Origin of the sequence: Kitasatospora sp. NPDC015120 (assembly GCF_043080305.1) — a bacterium.
Lineage (GTDB): Bacteria > Actinomycetota > Actinomycetes > Streptomycetales > Streptomycetaceae > Kitasatospora.
The window spans coordinates 34,241-56,041 of the sequence record NZ_JBIBVJ010000009.1 but is presented as its reverse complement, the minus strand read 5'-3'; the positions used below and the strand labels follow the sequence as shown (position 1 = coordinate 56,041).

At 71.8% G+C, this 21,801-nt stretch carries 21 protein-coding genes and 1 riboswitch; of the genes, 8 read left to right on the top strand and 13 right to left on the bottom strand.

All coding sequences use genetic code 11. From position 1 onward, the window contains the following. The first annotated feature begins 61 nt into the window (after positions 1-61). Together ACF1AK_RS21580 and ACF1AK_RS21575 are read left to right on the top strand one after the other, a co-directional pair. On the top strand, positions 62-466 hold the full coding sequence (locus ACF1AK_RS21580; protein WP_391500433.1) for a hypothetical protein: 405 nt from the start codon (positions 62-64) through the stop codon (positions 464-466). Continuing rightward, positions 409-903 (top strand): GNAT family N-acetyltransferase, encoded by a 495-nt coding sequence (locus tag ACF1AK_RS21575; RefSeq protein ID WP_391500432.1) that lies wholly within the window; start codon positions 409-411, stop codon positions 901-903. The genes ACF1AK_RS21580 and ACF1AK_RS21575 overlap by 58 nt, the downstream gene beginning before the upstream one ends. A gap of 4 nt (positions 904-907) precedes the next feature. Here the strand turns inward: ACF1AK_RS21575 and ACF1AK_RS21570 are convergent, their stop codons facing one another. From ACF1AK_RS21570 to ACF1AK_RS21550, 5 genes are all read right to left on the bottom strand, one after another. Next, on the bottom strand, positions 908-2,617 hold the full coding sequence (locus ACF1AK_RS21570) for a glycosyltransferase family 39 protein (RefSeq protein WP_391500431.1): 1,710 nt from the start codon (positions 2,615-2,617) through the stop codon (positions 908-910). 2 nt (positions 2,618-2,619) lie between these two features. Beyond that, entirely contained in the window at positions 2,620-4,458 is a 1,839-nt protein-coding gene (locus tag ACF1AK_RS21565) for an ArnT family glycosyltransferase (protein WP_391500430.1), read from the bottom strand. Further along, the gene (locus tag ACF1AK_RS21560) at positions 4,458-5,561 is read right to left on the bottom strand and encodes a glycoside hydrolase family 26 protein (RefSeq protein WP_391500429.1); all 1,104 of its coding nucleotides are present in this window, start codon (positions 5,559-5,561) and stop codon (positions 4,458-4,460) included. Before ACF1AK_RS21560 ends, ACF1AK_RS21565 begins: the two co-directional genes overlap by 1 nt. Continuing rightward, positions 5,558-6,994 carry a glycosyltransferase family 2 protein gene (locus ACF1AK_RS21555; RefSeq protein WP_391500590.1) on the bottom strand — a complete coding sequence of 479 codons (1,437 nt, stop codon included), beginning with the start codon at positions 6,992-6,994 and terminating at the stop codon, positions 5,558-5,560. The genes ACF1AK_RS21560 and ACF1AK_RS21555 overlap by 4 nt, the downstream gene beginning before the upstream one ends. A gap of 292 nt (positions 6,995-7,286) precedes the next feature. Further along, positions 7,287-8,384 (bottom strand): hypothetical protein, encoded by a 1,098-nt coding sequence (locus ACF1AK_RS21550; RefSeq protein ID WP_391500428.1) that lies wholly within the window; start codon positions 8,382-8,384, stop codon positions 7,287-7,289. A 157-nt stretch (positions 8,385-8,541) separates the two neighbouring features. Continuing rightward, a riboswitch (cobalamin riboswitch) is annotated at positions 8,542-8,683 on the top strand. 179 nt (positions 8,684-8,862) lie between these two features. On the opposite strand from ACF1AK_RS21550, the gene ACF1AK_RS21545 reads away from it, so the two are divergent. Together ACF1AK_RS21545 and ACF1AK_RS21540 are read left to right on the top strand one after the other, a co-directional pair. Then, on the top strand, positions 8,863-11,268 hold the full coding sequence (locus tag ACF1AK_RS21545; protein ID WP_391500589.1) for a ribonucleoside-diphosphate reductase subunit alpha: 2,406 nt from the start codon (positions 8,863-8,865) through the stop codon (positions 11,266-11,268). Continuing rightward, the gene (locus ACF1AK_RS21540; protein WP_391500427.1) at positions 11,268-12,284 is read left to right on the top strand and encodes a ribonucleotide-diphosphate reductase subunit beta; all 1,017 of its coding nucleotides are present in this window, start codon (positions 11,268-11,270) and stop codon (positions 12,282-12,284) included. Before ACF1AK_RS21545 ends, ACF1AK_RS21540 begins: the two co-directional genes overlap by 1 nt. A 51-nt stretch (positions 12,285-12,335) precedes the next feature. Here the strand turns inward: ACF1AK_RS21540 and ACF1AK_RS21535 are convergent, their stop codons facing one another. The 5 genes from ACF1AK_RS21535 to ACF1AK_RS21515 all read right to left on the bottom strand — a co-directional run bounded on the left by ACF1AK_RS21535 (position 12,336) and on the right by ACF1AK_RS21515 (position 15,447). Next, on the bottom strand, positions 12,336-13,412 hold the full coding sequence (locus ACF1AK_RS21535; RefSeq protein ID WP_391500426.1) for a protein-L-isoaspartate O-methyltransferase: 1,077 nt from the start codon (positions 13,410-13,412) through the stop codon (positions 12,336-12,338). A 272-nt stretch (positions 13,413-13,684) separates the two neighbouring features. Further along, the gene (locus ACF1AK_RS21530) at positions 13,685-13,888 is read right to left on the bottom strand and encodes a DUF397 domain-containing protein (RefSeq protein WP_391500425.1); all 204 of its coding nucleotides are present in this window, start codon (positions 13,886-13,888) and stop codon (positions 13,685-13,687) included. 77 nt (positions 13,889-13,965) lie between these two features. Next, a complete protein-coding gene (locus ACF1AK_RS21525; protein ID WP_391500424.1) occupies positions 13,966-14,187 on the bottom strand; it encodes a DUF397 domain-containing protein in 222 nt (73 codons plus the stop codon). Positions 14,188-14,353: 166 nt separating this feature from the next. Beyond that, positions 14,354-14,563 (bottom strand): DUF397 domain-containing protein, encoded by a 210-nt coding sequence (locus ACF1AK_RS21520; RefSeq protein WP_391500423.1) that lies wholly within the window; start codon positions 14,561-14,563, stop codon positions 14,354-14,356. A 29-nt stretch (positions 14,564-14,592) separates the two neighbouring features. Then, positions 14,593-15,447 carry a helix-turn-helix domain-containing protein gene (locus ACF1AK_RS21515; RefSeq protein ID WP_391500422.1) on the bottom strand — a complete coding sequence of 285 codons (855 nt, stop codon included), beginning with the start codon at positions 15,445-15,447 and terminating at the stop codon, positions 14,593-14,595. Between the two features lie 231 nt (positions 15,448-15,678). Here ACF1AK_RS21515 and ACF1AK_RS21510 point away from each other — a divergent pair, with 231 nt between their 5' ends. The 4 genes from ACF1AK_RS21510 to ACF1AK_RS21495 all read left to right on the top strand — a co-directional run bounded on the left by ACF1AK_RS21510 (position 15,679) and on the right by ACF1AK_RS21495 (position 17,922). Next, positions 15,679-16,113: an ATP-binding protein gene (locus ACF1AK_RS21510; RefSeq protein WP_391500421.1), complete on the top strand. Its 435-nt coding sequence runs from the start codon at positions 15,679-15,681 to the stop codon at positions 16,111-16,113. 93 nt (positions 16,114-16,206) lie between these two features. Further along, positions 16,207-16,461: a type II toxin-antitoxin system Phd/YefM family antitoxin gene (locus ACF1AK_RS21505; protein ID WP_391500420.1), complete on the top strand. Its 255-nt coding sequence runs from the start codon at positions 16,207-16,209 to the stop codon at positions 16,459-16,461. Further along, entirely contained in the window at positions 16,458-16,709 is a 252-nt protein-coding gene (locus ACF1AK_RS21500; protein WP_391500419.1) for a type II toxin-antitoxin system RelE/ParE family toxin, read from the top strand. Before ACF1AK_RS21505 ends, ACF1AK_RS21500 begins: the two co-directional genes overlap by 4 nt. A 202-nt stretch (positions 16,710-16,911) precedes the next feature. Further along, positions 16,912-17,922: a ferritin-like protein gene (locus ACF1AK_RS21495; RefSeq protein WP_391500418.1), complete on the top strand. Its 1,011-nt coding sequence runs from the start codon at positions 16,912-16,914 to the stop codon at positions 17,920-17,922. 21 nt (positions 17,923-17,943) lie between these two features. Here the strand turns inward: ACF1AK_RS21495 and ACF1AK_RS21490 are convergent, their stop codons facing one another. The 3 genes from ACF1AK_RS21490 to ACF1AK_RS21480 are packed head-to-tail and all read right to left on the bottom strand — an operon-like array spanning position 17,944 to position 21,746. Continuing rightward, positions 17,944-18,804: a sugar ABC transporter permease gene (locus tag ACF1AK_RS21490; RefSeq protein ID WP_391500417.1), complete on the bottom strand. Its 861-nt coding sequence runs from the start codon at positions 18,802-18,804 to the stop codon at positions 17,944-17,946. Continuing rightward, entirely contained in the window at positions 18,801-20,405 is a 1,605-nt protein-coding gene (locus ACF1AK_RS21485) for an ABC transporter permease subunit (RefSeq protein ID WP_391500416.1), read from the bottom strand. The genes ACF1AK_RS21490 and ACF1AK_RS21485 overlap by 4 nt, the downstream gene beginning before the upstream one ends. A gap of 48 nt (positions 20,406-20,453) precedes the next feature. Then, a complete protein-coding gene (locus ACF1AK_RS21480) occupies positions 20,454-21,746 on the bottom strand; it encodes an extracellular solute-binding protein (RefSeq protein WP_391500415.1) in 1,293 nt (430 codons plus the stop codon). Positions 21,747-21,801: the final 55 nt, after the last annotated feature.

Genomic DNA, 21,801 nt, shown 5'->3' with positions numbered 1-21,801 from the left:
TCGATGTGATCGGGCATTCCTGCCACTCGCCCCGATGTCGCGCCGGGGCGAAGGTGGAGCCATGGATTCCGACACGCTCGCCAGCGCACTCGCCCTGCTCGGGGCCGTCGGCGGCTTCGGCCTGCTCGGCGGCCTGATCGGGCGCGAGGTGGCACAGCACAGGGCGGCCACCGGGCGCGACAACTGGCACCGCCCCGGCGGCTACCCCGACGACCCCGCCCTGCCCGACCGGCTCCACGGCACCATGCCCGCCGCCTCGCTCCGCCCGTCCGCCGACCCCGCCACCGCCCACGTCCCCGTCCGCGCCGCCACCGCTGTCGCCGCCACCACCGCTGTCGCCGCCGTCGCCGAAGCGGAGGCCCGCACCCCGCTCAGTGCCGTCCCGCGGGATTCCGGCACACTGACCGGATGGACATCGTCATCCGCCGGGCCCGCGCCGAGGAGTTCGAGGAAGCCGGCCGCATAACCGCCGAGGCCTTCGTCGGCGACGGCTTCACCTCGCCCGAGGGCGCGTACGTGCACCGCCTGCGCGACGCGGCCACCCGGGCCGCCGAGGCCGAGCTGCTGGTCGCGGTGGACGCGGCCGACGGGACGCTGCTCGGCACCGTCACCTTCGCGGTCGGCGGCACCCCGTGGGCGGACATCGCCACCCCCGAGGAGGGCGAGATCCGGATGCTCGCCACCGCCCCGGCCGCCCGGGGGCGCGGCGCCGGCGAGGCCCTGGTGCGCGCCGCGCTCGCCCGCAGCCGCGAACTCGGGCTGGCCGGCATGGCGTTCTCCACCCAGCAGGAGATGACCACCGCGCACCGGATCTACGAGCGGGTCGGCTTCCGCCGCGACCCGGAGCGCGACTGGTCGCCGGTCCCGGGCGTGGACCTGATGGTCTACCGCATGACCTTCTGACCGGTCACCCGGTCCTGCGCTCCAGCAGCACCAGCCGCAGGTGCGGCAGGTTCTCGGTGCGGACGGTGCGGAACCCGTTCAGCTCCTTGGCGACCTTGTCCGGGACGGCGCCGAACGGCCGGCGGTCGGCGCCGGACACCAGCAGCCAGATCCGCCGGGTGCCGGCCAGGCAGCGGGCCGGCTCCTCGCACTCCAGCGCGCCGAAGCTGCCGGCCTGCTCCGCGGACACCCGCTGGAGCACGTCCGCGGGCGCCGGCCGCCCGCGCAGCTCGTAGGCCAGGGACCGGCGCAGCGAGCTGCCCGGCTCGTACACCACGCCGTCGCCGGGGCGCACCCCCGCGCCGATCAGCCGGGCGGCGGCCCGGGCGTCCGCCTCGCCGGGCAGGTCCTCGCGCACGGTGGCCTGGGCGGGCCAGGCGAGCGCGGCGGCCAGCGCGACGGCCACGACCAGCGGGGCCGGCCCGGCGAGCCGGCGCGGCGGCGTGCGGGAGGCGGTGAACCGGGCGACCAGGCCGGGCAGCCGCCCGACCGCCTCGGCGACCAGCAGGGTCCAGGCGGGCACCGTGAAGAGCAGGTAGCGGGCGAGGAACAGGTGCAGCCAGTGCGCCGTCCCCAGGGTCAGCAGCACCGGCAGCAGTGCCCAGCAGATCAGCAGGCCGGCGCCCTGCTGGCGCAGCACCAGCAGGCTGACCGCGCCCACCACGCCGACCACCAGCAGGGTCCAGCCGAGCGCGGCGGACCCGGCGAGGTCGGTGACCAGCGCGCCGAGGTCGTCCCAGTCGCGCTCGTTCCAGGCGATCTGCCCGCTCTGCCCGGCACCGAGCAGCAGCAGCGGGCTGAGCAGCAGCACGGCGCCCGCCGAGGCCAGCGCCCAGCGGCCGGGCAGCACCCAGCGGGTGCCGTCGTCGGCGGCGGCCGGCGTGCGGCGGAACTCGCGGACCACCAGCAGCAGGTGGCCGGGCAGCACCATCAGCGTCACCACGTGGGTCAGCCCCATGGCGACCACGGTGAGCCCGTAGCCGGACCAGGCGAGCAGCGCGGCGCGCGGTGCGGCCGGCAGCGCCCCCGGGCGGTCCTGGACCAGCCGGGTGAGCAGCAGGGTGCTGCCGACGGCCGCCAGCACCGCAAAGGCGTACGGGCGGGCGTCCTGGCCGTACCAGGTGACCGCCGGGCAGAGGGCGAACAGCAGGCCGCCGAGCAGCCCGGCCCGGGGCGAGAGCAGGCGCCGGCCGAGCAGGGCCAGGCAGCCGGCGGCGGCGGCCGTGGCGAGCGCCGAGGGCAGCCGCAGGGCGGCCTCGGAGTCGCCCGCGACGGCGATCCACAGATGCAGCAGCACGTAGTAGGGCGCCAGCACGAGGTCCATGTTCCCGAGCAGCGCGCCGAGGTCGGACCAGGACAGCGTGGCCGCCCACCAGGAGGCGTGCTCGTCCCGCCAGAGCTGGCGGTCCCCGAGGCCGTAGAGGCAGAGTGCCAGGACCAGCAGCACCGGGGGCAGGGCGACGGCGAGCGCGGCGCGCCACCGCGGGGCCCGCTCGTCGGTGTCCGGCACGGCGGGGCCGCGGGGCACGGCGGCGCGCGGCGGCGCCCCCGGGGCGGGCGGCACCCCGGGAGCGGGCGGCGCGGGCGGCGCGGGCGGGAACGCGGGCATCGGCGGGTGGCTCGGTTCCGGCGGCAGGTTCACCGGGCCGTCCGTCGCCTGTATCGGGGTGGTCATCGCTACTGTTTGACCCAGATCCGGTAGTAGCCGGTTCCACCGACGTGTGTGAAGGGAATGCGTCCGAGCAGCCGGTAGTGCGGGCTCCGGGCGATCGCGTCGGCCACCACCCGGTCGGTGTCCGGGGTGGCGACGCCGTCGAGCACCACGAGGTCGAACCAGCCGTCGGCGATGGCGGTGCGGTAGCCGTCGTCACCGGTGTGCAGCGCGCCGGCCTGGTCGACGTACCCGATGCCGTAGGTCGAGGTCCACTGGCTCTGCAGGGTCAGGTCGCTGGTGTAGTAGACCGGGACGTTGTCGGCCGAGGCCAGGTAGCGGCCGGTGCTGGTGACGTGCTGGCGCACCACCTCGGTCATCCGGGTGGAGTCGGGCCAGGTGTCGAACCGCCAGGTCGACTGGCTCAGCCCGAGGGCGAGCGTCACCACCCAGAGCAGGATGCCCAGTTGCGGGTGCCGGAAGTGCGGGCCGACCAGCCGGGCCAGGCCGATGCCGGCCATCGGCGCGGCGAACAGCAGGCCGAAGCCGAGGTGCTTGTACAGCGCGACCGAGGTGTTGAGGTGCATCTGGTAGGCCGGGGCGAGCAGCGCGGTGCCGGTCAGCAGCAGGCCGAGCAGGATCCGGCGGCGGCGGCCGGGGCCGGTCATGGTGCGCACCAGCGGCGACTCGTTCATCCGCCCCCGCAGCGCGTACGCGACCGCGCCGCCGACCGCGGTGACGAACATCAGGCCACCGAACTCCACGCACTGGCGCGCCAGTTCGGTCCAGGGCTCGGTGCCGTGGGCGCGCTGGGTGGTGGTCGCCCGGACGCCCGAGAGGACGTCGGTGAAGGTCATGCCCAGCCAGAGCAGCCCGCCCGCGCCGCCCGCCAGCAGCACGCCGCGCAGCAGCGGCTGGCGGTTCTTGTCCCGCCGCCCGGTGAGCACCGCCAGCAGTACCAGGCTGGGCAGGTAGAGCGCCGAGGCGTACTTCAGCCCGACCGCCAGCACCGCGAACGGCGCGGCGAGCAGCACCGCGGGCGCGGGCGCCCGGTCGGTGCGCACCACGATCCAGATCGCCAGGGCGAGCAGCAGCACCGCCGGGGCGTCGTAGGTCGCGAAGAAGCCGAGCACCACCGTCGACTGGGTCACCGCGAACATCGCCGCGGCGCCGAGCGCGACCCGCTCGTTGAACAGGCGCCGGCTGAAGCCGTAGAGCAGCGCGGTGGAGCCCAGCATGCAGACCAGGCTGAACAGCCGGACGCCGAGCATGCCGAAGTGGTTCTCCAGCACCGCGGCCGCGATCGGGTACAGGGTCGGCGCGCCGGAGAAGTAGGTGTTGTAGTCCTTCGGCAGGGGGGTGTCGTAGAGCCAGTGCGAGAGCTGCGCGTGCCCGGCGTACATGTAGAGCGCCTCGTCCTGGAACGCGGTGTTCGACAGCCGTACGGACATCGCGGTCTGGATCAGCAGGATGCCCAGCAGCAGCGCCCGGCTGATCCAGGAGCGGCGGCGGCCCGGGTCGAGCGTCCAGCTGGCCTCGGGGACCGGCGGCAGGGTGTAGCCGGGGCCCTCGGGCCGGTCGCGGTCGCCGTCCGGGCCGGACGGCCCGCCGGCGTCCGGCTCGCCGTCGGCCGGGCCGCCGTCGGCCGGGCCGGCCTCGAACGGGCCGCCCTCGTACGGCTCGTCCTCGTCCGGGTCGTCGTCGTCCGGGCGGTCGGTGAACCGCACGCCGGTGTCGGGCCGTTCCTCGTGCTGCGGGAGCGGCGGCGACGGGTGGCGGCTGTCGAACCACGAGCCGCCGGTGTCGGGCACCCGGACCGGCGCGTCCTCGGCGAGGGGGTTGCGGGGCGTGGGGATGGACGTCATCAGGGGCTCTTCACATCGAAGCTGTAGCGGCCGTCGGACACCGCCTGCTTGAAGGCGTTCTGGGACTGCGGGTCGCCCTCGATCCGCCAGTCGACCTCCTTGTTGAGGTTGAACCAGATGAAGCCCAGGCAGTCGGGGCGCTTGATCACGTTCGCGGCGAGGTTGTAGATGTCGGACACCTTGCGGGTGCCCGGCTCGGAGCCCGTCTCGGCGATGATCCACGGCTTGTCGGTGAAGGTGCGGATCTGGTTGAGGGTGGGCGTGTAGAGGGTGTCGAAGGTGCCCGCTTCGAGGTGGGTGTAGTACGCGACGATGCCCACCCAGTCGACGTAGGTGTCCCCGGGGTAGTAGGGCTTGAGCGCCACCGTCGGCACCGGGTTGATGCTGTTCGGGCTCCAGACCCAGATCACCTGGCCGACGCCGAGCTGGGTGAAGACGTCGTGCAGGTGCTGGTAGGCGGCCACGAAGTCGGCCGCCGTGGTGGTCTTGGTGCCCCAGTCGTACCAGGTGCCGTTGAACTCGTGGGCGAAGCTGATCGCGACCGGCACGTTGGTGTTGCGCACGGCCGCCGCGTAGCGCTTGACGTAGTCGTCGTGCTTGCCCGCCGCGATGTCGGCCAGCGGCGTCTTGTAGGGCTCCCAGGCGATGAACGGCAGCGCGCCGCCCTGCCAGGCGTTGGTCACGCCCTTGACGTCGTACTCGTCGCCCCAGCCCGAGTAGTACTCGACGATGTTCGGCCGCTTGCCGATCCGGCCGGCGAACTCGTCGACGCCGGCCATCGACGCCGGGGCGCCGTCGACGGCCACGCCCAGGTACTTCTTCGCCGGCTTGAGCAGCGGGCGGACGTCGTACGGCAGCGCCGCGTCGGGGGTGGCCGTCCTGGCCGGCGCGGCCGTCGCGGTGGCGCTCGCGCCGCCCGCGGCCCCGGCCGTGCTCCCGGCGGACGCCGCGGCGCTGGGGCCGGCCGCCGCCGCGGGGCCCAGCGGCTCCTGGCCGAGCAGGTCGCAGGCGGCCAGCGGCAGCACCAGCAGGGCCGCCGCGAGGGCGCGGAACAGTGCGGCACGCGCCCGGCGGGCGCCGGGGGTGCGGGTGGGGAGGCTCATGCCACGGAGTCCTGGGATCGGGGCTGGATGAGGATGCGGCCGACCGTCACCGCGTAGAACAGGCCCGAGGAGAGCACCAGGGCGAAGTCCAGCGGGTACAGCGTGAACATCCGGTACACCGCCGCGACCACCCAGACCAGCGCGGTGCCCCCGCCCCAGACCACGATGCCGGTCCAGAAGCGCCGCTGCCGGTTCTTGGCCTTGCTGGACCCGGTCGGCTGCCAGCCGCGCTGACGGCCCCGGACGAGGTCCCAGACCGCGAAGAAGTGCGCCCAGCCGTACATCATCCGTCCGGCCCAGGCCTCCAGCCGGTACGGCGCCCGGTGCCAGAGCGGGAAGATCACGGTCGCGTACACCAGGCTGGGCAGGACCAGCACCAGGTGCTGCACCTGCAGCAGGTCCGGCCGCCAGAGCAGCAGCATGATCGGCAGCATCGGCAGCGCGAAGGTCAGCAGCGCGGTGTGGATGTAGTAGAGGAACCCGGAGACGTAGCAGAGCCGGGTGGTGAAGTCGAGCTTGGTGTGCCAGAACTTGCGGCTGGTCATCAGCGACATCGAGCCCATGCACCAGCGGTACTGCTGGTTCTGGAACGCCCCGGCGTTGTCCGGGCAGACGCCGGTGGACAGGGCCACCGGTATGTACTGCAGGTCCCAGCCCAGGGCCCGCAGGTCGAAGCCGGTGTGCACGTCCTCGGAGTGGGCGATCAGCGTGGTGCCGCCGTTCTCCACCAGCGCGGCCCGCCGGTAGACCGCGCAGCTGCCGACGCAGATCGCGCCGTCGTTGCGCTGCCGGGCGACCTGCACCGAGCGGTAGAACAGCTCCTGGATGGCGCCGGCGCCGCGCTCGATCCAGTTCTGCGAGTCCAGCACCCGGAAGAACTGCGGCGACTGGACGATGCCGAGCTTGGGGTCGCGCTGCAGGTAGGGCAGCACCTCGTGCAGCAGGTCGTGCCGGGGCGCGAAGTCGGCGTCCAGGATGAGGATGAACTCGCCGTCCGAGCGGCCGAAGCCGTAGTGCAGGTTGCCGGCCTTCTTGAACCAGCCGCGGTTCTCCCGCACCCCGTACCGGAAGCCGAAGTCCGCGGCCATCGCCTCGACCTCCGGGCTCGCCGCGTCGTCCAGGACGAACGGCATGACCAGGCCCGGGTAGTGCTCGGCCATCTTCCGCACGTACGTCCAGGTGTTGTGCAGCACCTCGATCGGCTCGCCGCAGACCGGCAGGAAGACGTCCACCGTCGGGTACTCGGCGGGGCTCCACTGCCGCACCAGCCGGCGGTGCTCCTTGACGTCGAAGTTGGGCGTGAAGCTGTTCACCCGCAGCGACACCACGTAGTAGACGACCGTGAAGAACAGGAACGGCACGCAGAGCCAGAACCACGACCCGAGGGAGTACAGCTCGGCCTGACTGACCACCAGGCACCCGAAGCTCACCATCGAACAGAGGGTCAGCACCCACTGGTGGCGGATGGTGTAGCTGTACTTCTCCTGCGAAGTGGGCGGCGCCGGCAGCAGCATCGCGGGGACGGGCTCGCCCGTTCCGCGCCGGCGCCCCGCCGCTCTGCGCCGTCTGCTGGTCGCATTGACGGCAGCGCTCACCGCGCGGTACCTCCTGCTCGCTGATTCCCCGTCGGGGCGGCCACGGGGGGACGCATCCCTCCCCCGAGGGCGGTCATCCTATCCGACCGCCCCGGGCGCCCTTCGCGGGCCGTCCCGTCCCCGCCGGGGGTCAGCCGGTGTGGGATCCCCGGGCCAGCAGGACGTCCTTCGTACGCTCCGCCAGCGCGCCGGCGGCGGCCGTGGCGAGCTGGTCGCTCTGGTCCGTCCCCTGCTTCAGCGAACCGGCCACCGTGAAGTAGCCGAAGCGGCCGATCGACGCGTGGGTCTCGGTGCAGCCGGACTTGTCGGTCACGCAGAACACCGGGACGCCGGTGCCGGACAGACCCTGGATCAGTCCCGCGTGGCGGCCGATCGCCCGCTCCGCACCCGCCTTGTTGTCGAAGACCGCGACCCCGACCGTGACGGCGCTCTCGCCGCTGACGTACGTCGCGCGGACCAGCGAGCGGCAGGTGTCGTCGCCGAGCGCCAGGCCGAGTCCGCCGGTGGTCGCCTTGGAGCAGGGGGCGGTGGAACCGGTCACCTGGCGGGTCCACACCTTGCCGTCGACGGTCCGGGTCTGATCGGGGAACAGCGTCGCCGCGTCGACCGGCAGCTTGTCGGTGGCGGCGTCGGAGATCACCGCCACCGCCTGCTCGGTGGGCGTGGCGGTGGCGGACGGGGTACCGGCGGTGGTCCCGCTCGCGGCCGGCTTCGGGCCGTCACCCTTGTCCCGGCCGTTGATCCACACCCCGGCCCCGACGATGCCGCCGACCAGCACGGCGGCGACGACCACCGCGCCGATCCACAGCCGCTTGCGGCGGCGCGACTCGTCGGCGTGCCGGTCCGCCATGGCGTTCCAGTCCGGCTCGGCCGGGGCCGGCTGCGGCGGCTGGGCGCCCTGCTGCGGCCAGCCGGCGAACGGGGGCGCGGGCTGCGGTCCCGGCGGCGGTCCGGCCTGCGGCCCCGGCGGGGGGCCCTGCGGGGGCCCCGGCTGCGGGTACGGCACCGCGCCGGACGGCACATGCGGCGCCACCGGCGGCTGGGCCTGCGGCGGCACCCCCGCCCCCGGCTGCACGTACGGCGTCGCAGGCGGCCCGAACCCGCCGGGCGGCGGCACCGGCGGCTGCCCCGGCTGCGGCACCTGACCCGGCGCGCCAGGCTGCTGACCCTGCCCCGGCGGCACGGCCCTACCGGCCCAGTCCCCCGGAGCGCCCGTTCCCTCGCTCATGTGCCGAGATCGTAGGGCATGCACCCGACGGGGGACCGTCCCGGTGACCAATCCGTTTCGCAACGGACCCCGCCGCGGGCACCCCGCGGCCCCGCCCCGGTACCACCGGTCATCGGAGCAACACGCCACGCTGCACAACATGTGGTGTCGCATCCAGCGAGCACCACTAGATGTATGCTCATCCCTGCTGTCGACGCAGGGGAACCCGGTGCGAGTCCGGGACTGCCCCGCAGCGGTGTGCGGCCGCCTCCCGAGGTGCGCCGCGAGTCCGAGTACCTGCCGACGGCGTGCCGACGCCTCCCCGCAGGGGCCATGGCACCAGCACCACCTTCCGGGCCTCGCGGGCGGGCCGGGGACGACACGCGCGCGACGCCTCCGGGCCGCGCGGCGGTCTCCCCTGCCCCGAACGGTCCGGCCCGAGCCACCCCCGTCGCCGCCGCCAGGAGAGAGCGCCTTGACCACCGCTGCCTCAGCCACCCTGCCCGCCCAGGGTTCCAGCTCCGCCCCCGCCGACCCGACGGTCTCCGACCCCGGCGGTGCGCTCCTGCGCCTCCTGACCGACCGCAGCGCCGACCTCCCCCAGGCCGACCCCGGCCATGTCGCCGCCGCCGCGCTCCGCGGCCGCCACGCCGGCTCGGACTTCGCCGAGCTGCGCGGGCTGGCCGTCGACGCCGCCGCGTCGATGATCGCCGAGGACCCGCAGTACTCCAAGCTCGCGGCCCGCCTGCTCGCGCTGGAGATCGTGGACGAGGCGGCGAGCCAGGGCGTGGTCTCGTTCTCCACCTCGATCGCGGTCGGCCACGCCGAGGGCCTGATCGGCGACACCACCGCCGCCTTCGTCGCCAAGCACACCGCCGCCCTGGACGCCCTGGTCGACCCCCGGGGCGACGACCGCTTCGAGTACTTCGGCCTGCGCACCGTGCAGTCCCGCTACCTGCTGCGCCACCCGATCACCCGCAAGGTCGTCGAGACCCCGCAGTACTTCCTGCTCCGCGTCGCCTGCGGCCTGGCGGTCGGCGACACCGAGCAGTCGGTCGCCGAGGTCGCCGAGCTGTACCGCCTGATGAGCCGGCTGGAGTACCTGACCTCCTCGCCGACCCTCTTCAACTCCGGTACCCGCCACCCCCAGATGTCCAGCTGCTACCTGCTGGACTCCCCGCTGGACAACCTGGACTCGATCTACTCGCGCTACGCGCAGATCGCCCGCCTGTCCAAGCACGCCGGCGGCATCGGCCTGTCCTACTCCCGGATCCGCTCGCGCGGCTCGCTGATCCGCGGCACCAACGGCAAGTCCAACGGCATCGTGCCGTTCCTGCGCACCCTCGACTCCTCGGTCGCCGCCGTCAACCAGGGCGGCCGCCGCAAGGGCGCGGCCTGCGTCTACCTGGAGACCTGGCATGCCGACATCGAGGAGTTCCTGGAGCTGCGCGACAACACCGGTGAGGAGGCGCGCCGCACCCACAACCTCAACCTGGCGCACTGGATCCCGGACGAGTTCATGCGCCGGGTCAACGCCAACGCCGACTGGTCGCTGTTCTCCCCCGCCGACGTCCCCGAGCTGGTCGACCTGTGGGGCGAGGAGTTCGACGAGGCCTACCGCAAGGCCGAACTGGCCGGCAAGGCCGTGCGCACCATCCCCGCGCAGACCCTCTACGCCCGGATGATGCGCACCCTCGCGCAGACCGGCAACGGCTGGATGACCTTCAAGGACGCCTCCAACCGCGCCGCCAACCAGACCGCGCTGCCGGGCCGCACCGTCCACTCCTCCAACCTCTGCACGGAGATCCTGGAGGTCACCGACGACTCCGAGACCGCCGTCTGCAACCTCGGCTCGGTCAACCTCGGCGCCCACGTCGCCGCCGGCGCGACGGCCGGCGACCTGCTGGGCGCGATGGACTGGGAGCGGCTGGACGCCACCGTGCGCACCGCCGTCACCTTCCTCGACCGCGTGGTGGACATCAACTTCTACCCGACCCCCGAGGCCGGCGCCTCCAACTCCCGCTGGCGGCCGGTGGGCCTGGGCGTGATGGGCCTTCAGGACGTCTTCTTCCAGCTGCGGATCGACTTCGACTCCGCCGAGGCCAGGACGCTCTCCACGCTCATCGCCGAGCGCATCATGCTCACCGCCTACGAGCGCTCCGCCGACCTGGCCGAGCAGCTGGGCCGCCACGAGGCGTACGGCGAGACCCGCGCCGCCCGCGGCGAGCTGCACATCGACCACTTCGGCTCGGCCACCCCCGAGTGGGCCGACCGCTGGGCCGCGCTGCGCGAGCGGATCGCCGTCACCGGCCTGCGCAACTCGCTGCTGCTCGCGATCGCGCCGACCGCGACCATCGCGTCCATCGCGGGTGTGTACGAGTGCATCGAGCCGCAGGTGTCCAACCTGTTCAAGCGCGAGACGCTGAGCGGTGAGTTCCTCCAGGTCAACCCGTACCTGGTGCGCGACCTCAAGGAGCTCGGCGTCTGGGACCAGCAGACCCGCGACGCGCTGCGCGACGCCAACGGCTCGGTCCAGGAGCTCGGCTGGCTGCCCGAGGAGATCCGCTCGCTGTACCGCACGGCCTGGGAGCTGCCGCAGCGCGCGCTGATCGACCTGGCCGCGGCCCGCATGCCGTACATCGACCAGAGCCAGTCGCTGAACCTGTTCATGGCCGCGCCGACCATCGGCAAGCTCAGCTCGATGTACGCGTACGCGTGGAAGGTCGGCCTGAAGACCACCTACTACCTGCGCTCGCGCCCGGCCACCCGGATCGCCCAGGCCGCCTCGGGCACTGCCCGCGCCGCCGCCCCGGTGCCCGTGAACGCCCCCACCATGACCCAGGCCGAGCAGGACGCCATCGCCTGCTCCCTGGAGAACCCCGAGTCCTGCGAGGCCTGCCAGTAATGAGCTCCGAAGACCGCAAGATGCTGCTCGACCCCGGCTTCGAGCTGACGCTGCGCCCGATGCGCTACCCGTCGTTCTACGACCGGTACCGCGACGCCATCAAGAACACCTGGACGGTGGAGGAGGTGGACCTTCACTCGGACGTCGCCGACCTGGCGAAGCTGAGCGAGGGCGAGCGGCACATGATCGGCCGGCTGGTCGCGTTCTTCGCGACCGGTGACTCGATCGTCGCGAACAACGTGGTGCTGAGCCTCTACAAGCACATCAACTCCCCGGAGGCGCGGCTTTACCTGTCGCGCCAGCTGTTCGAGGAGGCCGTGCACGTCCAGTTCTATCTGACGCTGCTCGACACCTACCTGCCGGACCCGGAGGACCGCGCGGCGGCCTTCGCGGCGGTGGAGAACATCCCGTCGATCGCCCAGAAGGCGAAGTTCTGCTTCAAGTACATGAACGCGGTCGACCACATCGACTCGCTGCAGACCAAGGAGGACCGGCGGGCCTTCCTGCTGAACCTGATCTGCTTCGCGGCGTGTGTGGAGGGTCTGTTCTTCTACGGCGCGTTCGCCTACGTGTACTGGTTCCGGAGCAGGGGTCTGCTGCACGGCCTGGCGACCGGCACCAACTGGGTGTTCCGCGACGAGTCCATGCACATGGACTTCGCGTTCTCGGTGGTCGACACCGTCCGCGAGGAGGAGCCCGACCTCTTCGATGAGGAGATGGCGAAGCAGGTGACGGAGATGCTGGAGGAGGCCGTCGAGGCCGAGCTCCAGTTCGCCCGCGACCTCTGCGGTGAGGGCCTGCCCGGTATGAACACCGAGTCGATGCGCGAGTACCTCCAGGCCGTCGCCGACCAGCGCCTCGCCCGCCTGGGCCTCCCGATCCGCTACGGCTCGACGAACCCGTTCGGCTTCATGGAGCTCCAGAACGTCCAGGAGCTGACCAACTTCTTCGAGCGCCGGGTCTCGGCGTACCAGGTCGCCGTCGAGGGCTCGGTCTCCTTCGACGACGACTTCTAGGAAACGAGGTTCGGAGGGGGGAGCGCCGCTCGGCGCTCCCCCCTCTTCGCTTCATGGATCGGGCCGCACCCATTGGCGTTCCGGTGTGACGGTGACCCTGTAGTCGTACGGGGTCGGACGGCCGTGCTCCTCCCACTGCGACCAGGCGGTCAGCACCTCGTCACCGATCCGGCGCGGGCCGCCCTGGAGCAGCACGGCACCGCCTGCGGAGACCGCCGCCCACGACGCTTCGCCGTCGTGGATCCAGACGTTGACGCCGTCCTCGTCCCGGCCGGTGACGATCACGGCGTCCGGAACGGCGACGCGCACGGCGAAGCGCAGGTCCCAGTCGTCGGCGAGCGGGGCGAGGTCACGTCCGATGATCCGCTCTGCGGCAGGGTCGCCGGTGCCACGCACCTTCGCGTAGCCGGCCGTCGGTACCGGAGCCGACCGGTCCGCCATGAACTGCCCGAGGCCCTGGACCCAGCCGCTCGCGCTTCGGCCGTCGGCGGCCACCGTGAGCGCCACGTGCCCGAGCCTGCCCCACGGGTAGACGATCCGGCCGCCCGGCTTGGCGGCCTCGATCCAGGTGTAGGGGACGGTCTCGACGGCGTAGGTCGCGTGGATGCGGTCGAACGGACCGCCGGGCGGGACGCGACGGGTGCCGTTGCCGACGAACACCTCGACGGCGGGGAGCCGTTTGCGGGCGAGCAGGGCGAGGCCTTCGTCGATCTCCGTGGAGACGACCTGGCCGGGCCCGGCGCGCCAGGCGGCGAGCGCACAGCTCCAGCCCTGGCCGGTGCCGATGTCCCACACGGTGTGGCCCGGCTCCAGCATCAGGCTGTCCAACATGTCCGCCACCACGGCGGGCGCGGAGAGGCTGGAGGAAGGGAGGCCGTCGGTGACCTGGGTGACCGCCGCCGCGTCCGGCCCGGAGTAGAGCTCGTCCGCCCACGCGGCCGGGTCGGCCGCACGATCGACCGGCACGTAGGCGTGGCCGTCCCACCGCCACAGCCGGTCCGGCGCGAAGGCGTCACGGGGCAGCGCGTCCATCGCCTCCCGCACCCACGGCGATTCGGCGGGCCAGGCCCCACGCTCCTCCATGGCCGCATCCATCCGCTTGCGGTGGTCGACCAGATCGCCGGTCATCGCTTCTTGTGCTTCCCGTCGCCTGGTGGCGGAGGCGGTACCTGCCCATCGGCGTTCCCCGGCGGTGGCTCTCCCTGCCCCGGATCCGGCGGCGGCTTCTCGTGCTCACCCATGCTGCGCTCCCTCCGTTCGAAGCCCATCCTCCGGCGACGCCGATGCGCCACACCAGACGCGCAGAGGCGCACCTGCACCGCGCGCATATCCGAGGCTCGCGCTGGCAGGGATGACGATGCCCCGCACGGCCACAGCCCGTGCGGGGCATCCATGCTTTCTCAGTCCGTCGGAAACTCCCCACCCTTGACCCCTGCCAGGAACGAATCCCAAGCTTCAGCCGCGAAGAGCAGTGCAGGCCCGCTCGGGTCCTTCGAGTCCCTCACTGGCACAACGCCGGACAGCCCAGCAGCCACCTCGACACACTCGCTCTGCGCACCTGAATACGAAGACTTGCGCCACTCGACTGGCGAGAACTCGCTCACGATCTAGACCTTCCTCACTCACGACACACCCGTCGGACGCCATCGACTTGAAGACTTCGCCCAGCACGTCTGGTGGTTCAGCTCTCCGGGAACTCCCCGCCCTTGATCCCGGTCAGGAAGGACACCCAAGCCTCAACCTCGAACAGCAGGGACGGCCCATCAGGATCCTTCGAGTCCCGCACCGGCACAACACCGGTCACGCCGCCGGCCACCTCAACACAGTTGCTCTGGGCCCCGGAGTGAGAGGACTTTCGCCAGATCAGGCCAGCCGCGGCCGAGCCCTGGAGGATGCTGATCATCGCTGTAGGCCCCTTCGTGATGCGCGTGATGAGCGTGGTTCCCCCGTCCTGCCTCAGCGTTCACGCTGAGGCAGGACGGTCCGTCTTCGACAACAAACCTCTGCGGGCGAGGCTAGAGGCAGGGGTGCCCCGCGCGGCCATAGCCACGCGGGGCACCCCTCTCGTCTCAGCCGCTCGGAAACTCCCCACCCTTGAGCCCAGCTAGGAACGATGACCATGCCTCAGCATCGAACACCAAGGCCGGCCCACCCGGGTCCTTCGAGTCGCGGACCGCCATTCCACCCAACAATGGCTGCCTGGTCTCCACGCACTCGTTGGCCTGTGCGCTATAGCTGCTCTTGTACCAACCCCGAGCGGCGATCTCCCGCACAGTCATGCGCCTACACCTCTTGTCTGATCTTGTGGTCATGTGTCCGCCGCGATGGCCGCGATCATATCCAGTGACTTCGCAGGGTCCAGCGCAGCTGATCGCAGGTACTCGAAGACCAGCCCGTAGCCGTCCAACTCGCCATGCTGTTCCAAATAATGGCTGCTTGTCAGTGTCTCCAGAAACACCGCCCCCGGCATAGGTGAGTCAGAGAAGCCATACATCACGAAAGCTCCACATGCACCTGCGGTCGCTCCGACATCCAGGGGCACCACTTGCAGCGTCACGTTTGGGAGGCTCGCCATCTCTGCCAGGTGCTTCAACTGCTCTCGGTGGACCTCCGGCCCTCCCACCGGACACCTGAGTGCGGGCTCCCAGATGATCGCCCAGAAGCGGGCCGGGTCCGGCCTCGCAAGGACTTCTTTCCGCTCCATCCGGATCTCGACCAACTGGTCAATACGCTCCGGGCGCACAGCAGCGGGATTGGCTTCAAGCAGGGCTCGGGCGTAGCTCCTTGTCTGCAACAGGCCCGGCACAACCATGGTCTGCCACATGCGGATGTACCGGGCATCTTCCTCAAGCCCAAGAACGTCAACATAGGCCGACGGGATCGTATCGCCGTAGTCGTGCCACCAGCCGCGCTTCTTGCTTTCCCTGGACAACTTCTCAAGAGCCTGACGCTCTCCGCCGGTCACCCCGTACAAGTCCAGCAGGATCCCAAGGTCCAGCCGACGAACGCCGGACGCCCCTGTCTCTATGCGGCTGATCTTGGCGCGAGAACAGGCAAGGGCCTGCGCCGCGTCGTCGGTTCCCTTGCCGACGGCTTCGCGTAGGCGGCGAAGCTCCGATCCAAGTCGGCGGGCCCGGACCGTCGGCCTCGGTTCATCAGCCATACGTAAGTCCTCTCCCTGGCCATCCCAGTTTGCCTCGTGACGATTCGTCAATCCAGCGTAGCGAGAACTGCATCGTTGCAGTTGTTCTGCTTGCAGATTGCACGAGAGCAGGTGAATGCTACCTGCAGTAGCGGGCCGAGCCACACAGAGTGATTTGGCAGGCCCGCCACCCGGGCATCCCCATGCCTGCTTCAGCTGCCGTCACCCAGACCAACCCGAGGTGGCTCCGCCATGCCTGAAACCGTCTCCCCCACCCCCGCCGAGCGCACTTGCTGGCTGCCCCGCCACCGCAAGTCGCCCCGCCTCGCCCGTCAGGAGCTCCGCTCCTTCCTCCTCCCCCTCCCCTCCGGCGAACTCCTCCTCCCCAGCGGCGAGCTGCTGGTCAGCGAGCTCGTCACCAACGCCGTCCAGCACGCCCGAACGCCGCGAGACCGGCTGATCTTCATCCTCTTCCGTCTCGCCCCCGACCTCACCCTCCGGATCGAGGTACACGACGCGGACAGCGAGAAGCCCGCCCTCCGCGCCGCCTCGGACTCCGACGAGGCCGGCCGAGGCCTGCTCCTCGTCCACGAGTTGGCCTCCCAGTGGGGCTGCTGCCCGCGCGTCGGCGGCGTCGGCAAGTTCGTCTGGTGCCACCTCTCCCCCGACACCACCGCCGCCGCATGAACACCGCCCCGCCCGGCGTGCACGCCGGGCGGGGCGGCCACCCGTTCAGCGCCTGCCATGCACCAAGACCAGCGCGAAGTGTACAGTTCTGCTATGAGTGAGACTCTGCCCATCACCGAGGCGCGAGCGAGATTCGGCACTCTGGTCCGCCGTGCCTCCCACAGCCGCGAACGCATCACGATCACCGACCACGGCCAGCCCGCTGCCGTCCTCATCAATCCGCAAGAGCTGGCCGATCTGGAGGACGAGCTCGCACTCGCCCGCTATCGTGCCCGCCAGGCCTCCGGCACGGCCACCAGCGTGCCGCACGAGGAAGTCCGCTCCATCCTCGGCCTGGAGCGTGAGTGACCTACCGGATCAGCTGGGACGAGCCAGCGATCAACGCAGCCGCCCGGTTCCTCAAGGACGACGCCGACGGCCTCCGCCAGGTCATGGACGCAGTCGACCTGCTGGCCTTGAATCCTCGACCAGCAGGCTCAGCCGCCTATGGCTCTCCAGACCTCCGCCGCATCCACATCGGTCTCTACCGTGTCATGTACGAAATCTCCGAGCAGACGGTGACCATCGTGGTCATCCACCTCGGCCGCATCGCCTGAGGAACAGAACTCCACTCGACGATGTGCCCCGCCTGGCGTTTCACGCCGGGCGGGGCCGTTCGGCTGGACTCGTGGGCTGCGGTGGCGGGATGTGTCCATGGATGATCGGTTCCCGCATACGGTCCGGCCACAGGCGATCGAGAGGGGACGCAATATGGCCACCAGGGTTCTGGATTACGAGAGTGACGCGATCGTTCAGCTCATGAGCGTCGGGGAAGACGAGTGGGGCGAGCAGGAGCTCAAGGACGCACTCCAGCGGGCGATCATGCTGGAGTTGTCGACCATCCCTCCTTACGCCACCGCGTTGTGGTCGATCACGGATCCGGACAACAACAAGCCGGTCCGCCACACCATCCGCGAGATCGTCTTCGACGAGATGTCGCACTTCGGCCTGGTGGCCAACATGCTCACCAGCATCGGCGGCACGGTCACCCTCACCGACCCGCTCACCGTCCCCAAGTACCCCGGTCACCTGCCCGGGGGCGTCAACCCCGGTCTTGAGGTGTTCCTCAGCGGGCTGACCCGGGACTCCGCCGCGCTGTTCGCCGCCATCGAGAAGCCGGAGCACCCGCTCGGCTTCGCCGAGGACGGCAACACCATCGGCGCCTTCTACCAGCGGATCGCCGACGTCTTCCCCAGGTTCGAGCACCTGCTCACCGGCCGGCAGCAGGTGAGCGTCCCGCTCGGGGCCGGCCACGGGGCCGGCAACGACATCGTCCCGATGAACGCCCTCGGCGACGTCCTGAGCGCCATCCACGTCATCCAGGCCCAGGGCGAGGGCACCACCGCCTCCCCGGAGAACCCGTTCCCCGGCGCCCCGGGCGAACTCGCCCACTACTACGCGTTCAAGGAGATCGCCGTCGGCAAGAAGTTCGTCCGTGACGAGCAGACCGGGACGTTCGACTTCGTCGGCCCCGACGTGCCGCTGCCGGACACCTTCCCGGTCGGCCGCGTCCCGCAGGGCGGCTGGGCCAACTCCCCCGGCAACGAGCCGGACGCGGCCACCGCCGAACACCTGCACACCTTCAACCAGCAGTACAGCGCCCTGCTGAAGGCCCTGGAGGACGCGTGGAGCCCCTCCGCAGCGGACCTCAGCCCGGCCGTCCACCTCATGGGCGAGCTGCGCCGCACCGCCCAGAAGATCAACGCCGTCAAGCTCCCCGCCGACCCCCACTTCACCTACGGCCCGGAGTGGTTGTTCGTCACCGGCTGACCGGGCGGGCCCGCCACCGGCTCAGCCCTTGACCGAGCCGGCGGTGAGCCCCTGGGCGAGGTAGCGCTGGAGGAACTGGTAGACCACGATCACCGGCAGCGAGGTCACCAGCGCCCCGGCCGCGAAGAGGCCGTAGTTCTGGTCCTGCTGGCCGGAGATGATCCCGTAGAGGCCGACCGCCACCGTCTTGGACTCGTTGGAGGTCAGGAAGATGCCGGCCAGGATGACGTCGTTGAGCGCGGTGGTCAGCGAGAGGATCCCGACCACCACCAGCATCGGCGCGGCCAGCGGCAGGATGATCCGGAAGAAGATCTGTGCATGCCCGGCCCCGTCCACCCTGGCGGCCTCGTCGACCTCCTTCGGGATGGTGTCCAGGTACCCCTTCATCAGCCAGGTGTTCACCCCCATCGCCCCGCCCAGGTAGACCAGGAGCAGCCCCCAGGGCGTGTCCAGCCCGATCGCCGGGAGCACGTCGCCGATCCCGGCGAACAGCAGGTAGAGCGAGACGACCGCGAGGAACTGCGGGAACATCTGCGCCAGCAGGACGGTGAGCAGTCCCACCCGCCGGCCCCGGAAGCGGAACCGGGAGAACGCGTACGCCGAGCAGATCCCGAGCAGCACGTTGAGGACGGCGAAGCTGCCGCAGATCAGCGCCGTGTTCGCCAGCCAGCGGCCGAACGGGTACTGCTCGTCGGTGAACAGCGCGGTGAAGTTGGCGAGCGAGGCGTGCTCGGGCAGCAGGGTGGAGGACTGCAGGGTGCCGAGCGGATTGAGCGCGGCGGAGACCACGAACAGCAGCGGGAACAGCGCGAAGCCGACCGCGAGGAGGGCGACCAGGTGCCGCCAGCCGAAGCGGCGCAGCCATCGGGCGGTGGTGGTCATGCGTTCAGCTCCTCAAGGGCCCGGGTGCGGCGGAAGCCGACCAGGGTGATCAGGCCGACCAGCAGGAAGATGAAGACCGACAGGGCGGCGGCGAAGCCGTACTGGGCGCCCTGCCCGCCGAAGGCCACCCGGTAGGTGTAGCTGATCAGGATGTCCGTAGCGCCGGCCGTTCCGCCCGCCCCGTCGAACGGTCCTCCGCCGGTGAGCAGCTGGACGGCGTTGAAGTTGTTGAAGTTGAAGGCGAAGGAGGAGATCAGCACGGGTGAGGCGGCCACCAGCAGCAGCGGGAAGGTCACCGCGCGGAAGGCCGTCCACGGCCCCGCACCGTCGATCCGCGCGGCCTCGTTCAGCTCGGCGGGCATCGACTGCAGCACCCCGGTGCAGATCAGCAGCATGTTGGGGAAACCGAGCCACAGGCTGGTCAGGACGACCGCGAAGCGCGCGCTCCAGGTGTCGCCGAGCCAGTCGATCCGGGTGGGCAGCAGCTGGTTGAGCAGCCCGAAGTCCCGGTTGTACATGCTCTGCCAGATCAGGATGCCGATGAACGCGGGCATCGCGTACGGGAGCAGCAGGAGCGAGCGGTAGGCCCGCTGCCCGCGCAGCCGGGGGTGGTGCAGGGTCAGGGCGAGGCCGAGGCCCAGCGCGAAGGAGGCGCCGGTGGAGAGCGCGGCGAAGCCGAAGGTCCAGGCGAGCACGGAGAGGAAGGGGCCGCGGACGGCCGGGCTGGTGAGCACGGCGGTGAAGTTGGCGAAGCCGACGGTGCGGTGCCAGCCGGTGGGCAGGGTCCGCCCGGAGCCGTCGGTGGCGGTGAAGCGGCCGTCCTCGGCGCGGTAGACGGTGCCGCTGCGGGTGTCGGTGAGGGTGTCGGCCCGGGCGTCGTAGGTGAGGGTGGGCCGGGCGGTGGTGGCCGAGGAGAGTCCCTGGCCGATCACGAAGCCGCCGTCCACCGGGACCCGCAGCCCCTTCAGCTCCTGGGCGCGGCCGTTGACCTGGCCGGGGGTGAGGATCCGCAGGCCCGGCGCGGCGGTCACCCGCCCGTCGGCCGCGGTCACCGTCCCGTCCGGGGCGGGGGCCAGGCCGCGCGCGGTGCCGGCCGAGGTGCGGCCGGTCGCCGGGTCGGTGAGCAGCAGGACGAGCGGGCCGCCGTCCGCGCCGGTGGCGACGGTGAGCGTGTACGAGGCGCCGTCGGGGACGGCCTCCACGGAGGTGTCGACCAGGGTGCGCACGGCCTGCTCCTTGGTGAGCAGGTGCCCGTCGCCGTAGTCGGTGAAGGAGACGGCGACGATGTGGAGCACGGGGTAGACCACGAAGGCCAGGAAGAGCACGGTGGCCGGCAGCAGGTACTTGGCGGCGAGCCGGCGCGGCGAGAGGTAGACCCAGAAGGTCGCGCCGGTGCCCGCGGCAAGGACGCCGAGGCCGGCCCAGTGGCCGTCCCGGTAGAGCTTGGGCGCGGCGAAGAGGGCGAGTGCGGTGACCCCGGACAGCAGGGCGATCTTCACCAGCTGCGCGGTCAGGGCGCCGGCCCGGCGGGGCCGGCGCCCCGGGGGCCCGGCGGCGGGGGCGGCCGGGCGCCTGCTGCCTTGAAGGGTGGGGGAGGTCATGGGGTGGTCCCTGGTCCGTCCGGGAGGGGCGCGGGGCGCCGGGGGGTGTCAGTGGCCGGTGCCGAGGGCGGCGCGGATGGCCTCGCCGGCCTGGCGCATGGTCTCGGCCGGGTCGGCGCCGGCGACGATGCTCGCCTCGGCCTGGCCGAGCGGGCCCCAGATCGCGTTCATCGCGGGGATGGTCGGCAGCGGCTGCCCGGCCTCGCCCGCGGCCGCGAAGGCGCCGATGTCCGGGTCGCCGGCGGTGGCCTTGGCGAGGGCGGAGCTCAGCGCGGGCGGCTCCGGCGAGGCCTGGTAGAGCGCCAGTTGGCCCTCCTCCGAGCCGATGGCGCGCAGCAGGAACTCCTGGGCGAGCGGCTGGTTCTTCGCCTTGGCGGAGAGGTAGAAGGCCTGCACGCCGATGAAGGGGCGGGCCGGTCCCTTGCCGGCCCAGCCGGGCACCGGGGAGATGGCGTACGGCAGGCCGGCCTGCTTGACCTGGCCGAGCGCCCACGGCCCGGCCACCAGGTAGGGCGACTTGCGTCCGGTGAACAGCGAGATGGCGTTGGTGTCGACCGAGCGGTTGAGCAGCCCGGTGCCCTTCTCCCCGTGCTGCTTGAACAGCTCGCCGGCCGCGATCGAGCCCGGGCCCCCGACCCCGAGGTCCGCGGTGTCCCAGCCGCCGTCCGGCTTGGCGCCGAACAGGTAGCCGCCGGCCGAGGTGAACAGCGGCTGCAGCGCGTAGGCGTTGCCCTGCTGGCCGACCGGCAGCGCCAGCGGGACCTCCGCCTTCCCGGACCGGACGGCCTCGGCGGCGGCGGTGGCGAGGTCCTCGAAGGTGGCGGGCGCGGCCGGGGCCAGTTCGGTGTTGCGGAAAAGCACCAGGGTCTCGGTCGCGTAGGGCAGGCCGAACTGCTGGCCCTCCCGGGCGACGGCGGCGAGGGCGGCGGGCTGGAACAGCGCCTTCTGCTGAGCGGTCAGCGGAACGGGGGCGACCGTGCCGTTCTGCACCAGGTTGCCGAGCCAGTCGGAGGCGCCGACCACCAGGTCGGGGCCCTTGCCCGCGTTGGTGGCCGTGACGTACGCCTGCTGGGTGTTGACGGACTGCGGGGCGACGGTGACCTTGACGCCGTTCTCCTTGCCGAAGCGGTCGGCGAGCGGCTGGAGGGCGGCGGCCTGCTGGGTCTGGGCCCAGATCACCAGGTCGCCCTCGGCGGCGCCGAGCGGCGGGGCGGTCATCGGCCCGTCCGCGGTGGGGGTGCCGGCGGGGCCGGCGGCGGGGGAGGTGCCGCCGCAGGCCGTGACCAGCAGGGCGAGCAGGCCGAGCGCGGCGGTTCTGCGGTGGATGATCCGGTGGCGCATGGTCCGAGACTCCTTCGTCCGGGAGGGGTGCGGGGATTGGGTCGCGGGGGCGGGT

Excerpts from the sequence above, each read along its gene's own strand:
- ACF1AK_RS21580 (WP_391500433.1), top strand. The coding sequence starts at position 62 with ATGGATTCCGACACGCTCGCCAGCGCACTCGCCCTGCTCGGGGCCGTC.
- ACF1AK_RS21575 (WP_391500432.1), top strand. The coding sequence starts at position 409 with ATGGACATCGTCATCCGCCGGGCCCGCGCCGAGGAGTTCGAGGAAGCC.
- ACF1AK_RS21570 (WP_391500431.1), bottom strand. The coding sequence starts at position 2,617 with ATGACCACCCCGATACAGGCGACGGACGGCCCGGTGAACCTGCCGCCG.
- ACF1AK_RS21565 (WP_391500430.1), bottom strand. The coding sequence starts at position 4,458 with ATGACGTCCATCCCCACGCCCCGCAACCCCCTCGCCGAGGACGCGCCG.
- ACF1AK_RS21560 (WP_391500429.1), bottom strand. The coding sequence starts at position 5,561 with ATGAGCCTCCCCACCCGCACCCCCGGCGCCCGCCGGGCGCGTGCCGCA.
- ACF1AK_RS21555 (WP_391500590.1), bottom strand. The coding sequence starts at position 6,994 with ATGGTGAGCTTCGGGTGCCTGGTGGTCAGTCAGGCCGAGCTGTACTCC.
- ACF1AK_RS21550 (WP_391500428.1), bottom strand. The coding sequence starts at position 8,384 with ATGAGCGAGGGAACGGGCGCTCCGGGGGACTGGGCCGGTAGGGCCGTG.
- ACF1AK_RS21540 (WP_391500427.1), top strand. The coding sequence starts at position 11,268 with ATGAGCTCCGAAGACCGCAAGATGCTGCTCGACCCCGGCTTCGAGCTG.
- ACF1AK_RS21535 (WP_391500426.1), bottom strand. The coding sequence starts at position 13,412 with ATGACCGGCGATCTGGTCGACCACCGCAAGCGGATGGATGCGGCCATG.
- ACF1AK_RS21525 (WP_391500424.1), bottom strand. The coding sequence starts at position 14,187 with ATGATCAGCATCCTCCAGGGCTCGGCCGCGGCTGGCCTGATCTGGCGA.
- ACF1AK_RS21520 (WP_391500423.1), bottom strand. The coding sequence starts at position 14,563 with ATGACTGTGCGGGAGATCGCCGCTCGGGGTTGGTACAAGAGCAGCTAT.
- ACF1AK_RS21515 (WP_391500422.1), bottom strand. The coding sequence starts at position 15,447 with ATGGCTGATGAACCGAGGCCGACGGTCCGGGCCCGCCGACTTGGATCG.
- ACF1AK_RS21510 (WP_391500421.1), top strand. The coding sequence starts at position 15,679 with ATGCCTGAAACCGTCTCCCCCACCCCCGCCGAGCGCACTTGCTGGCTG.
- ACF1AK_RS21505 (WP_391500420.1), top strand. The coding sequence starts at position 16,207 with ATGAGTGAGACTCTGCCCATCACCGAGGCGCGAGCGAGATTCGGCACT.
- ACF1AK_RS21495 (WP_391500418.1), top strand. The coding sequence starts at position 16,912 with ATGAGCGTCGGGGAAGACGAGTGGGGCGAGCAGGAGCTCAAGGACGCA.
- ACF1AK_RS21490 (WP_391500417.1), bottom strand. The coding sequence starts at position 18,804 with ATGACCACCACCGCCCGATGGCTGCGCCGCTTCGGCTGGCGGCACCTG.
- ACF1AK_RS21485 (WP_391500416.1), bottom strand. The coding sequence starts at position 20,405 with ATGACCTCCCCCACCCTTCAAGGCAGCAGGCGCCCGGCCGCCCCCGCC.
- ACF1AK_RS21480 (WP_391500415.1), bottom strand. The coding sequence starts at position 21,746 with ATGCGCCACCGGATCATCCACCGCAGAACCGCCGCGCTCGGCCTGCTC.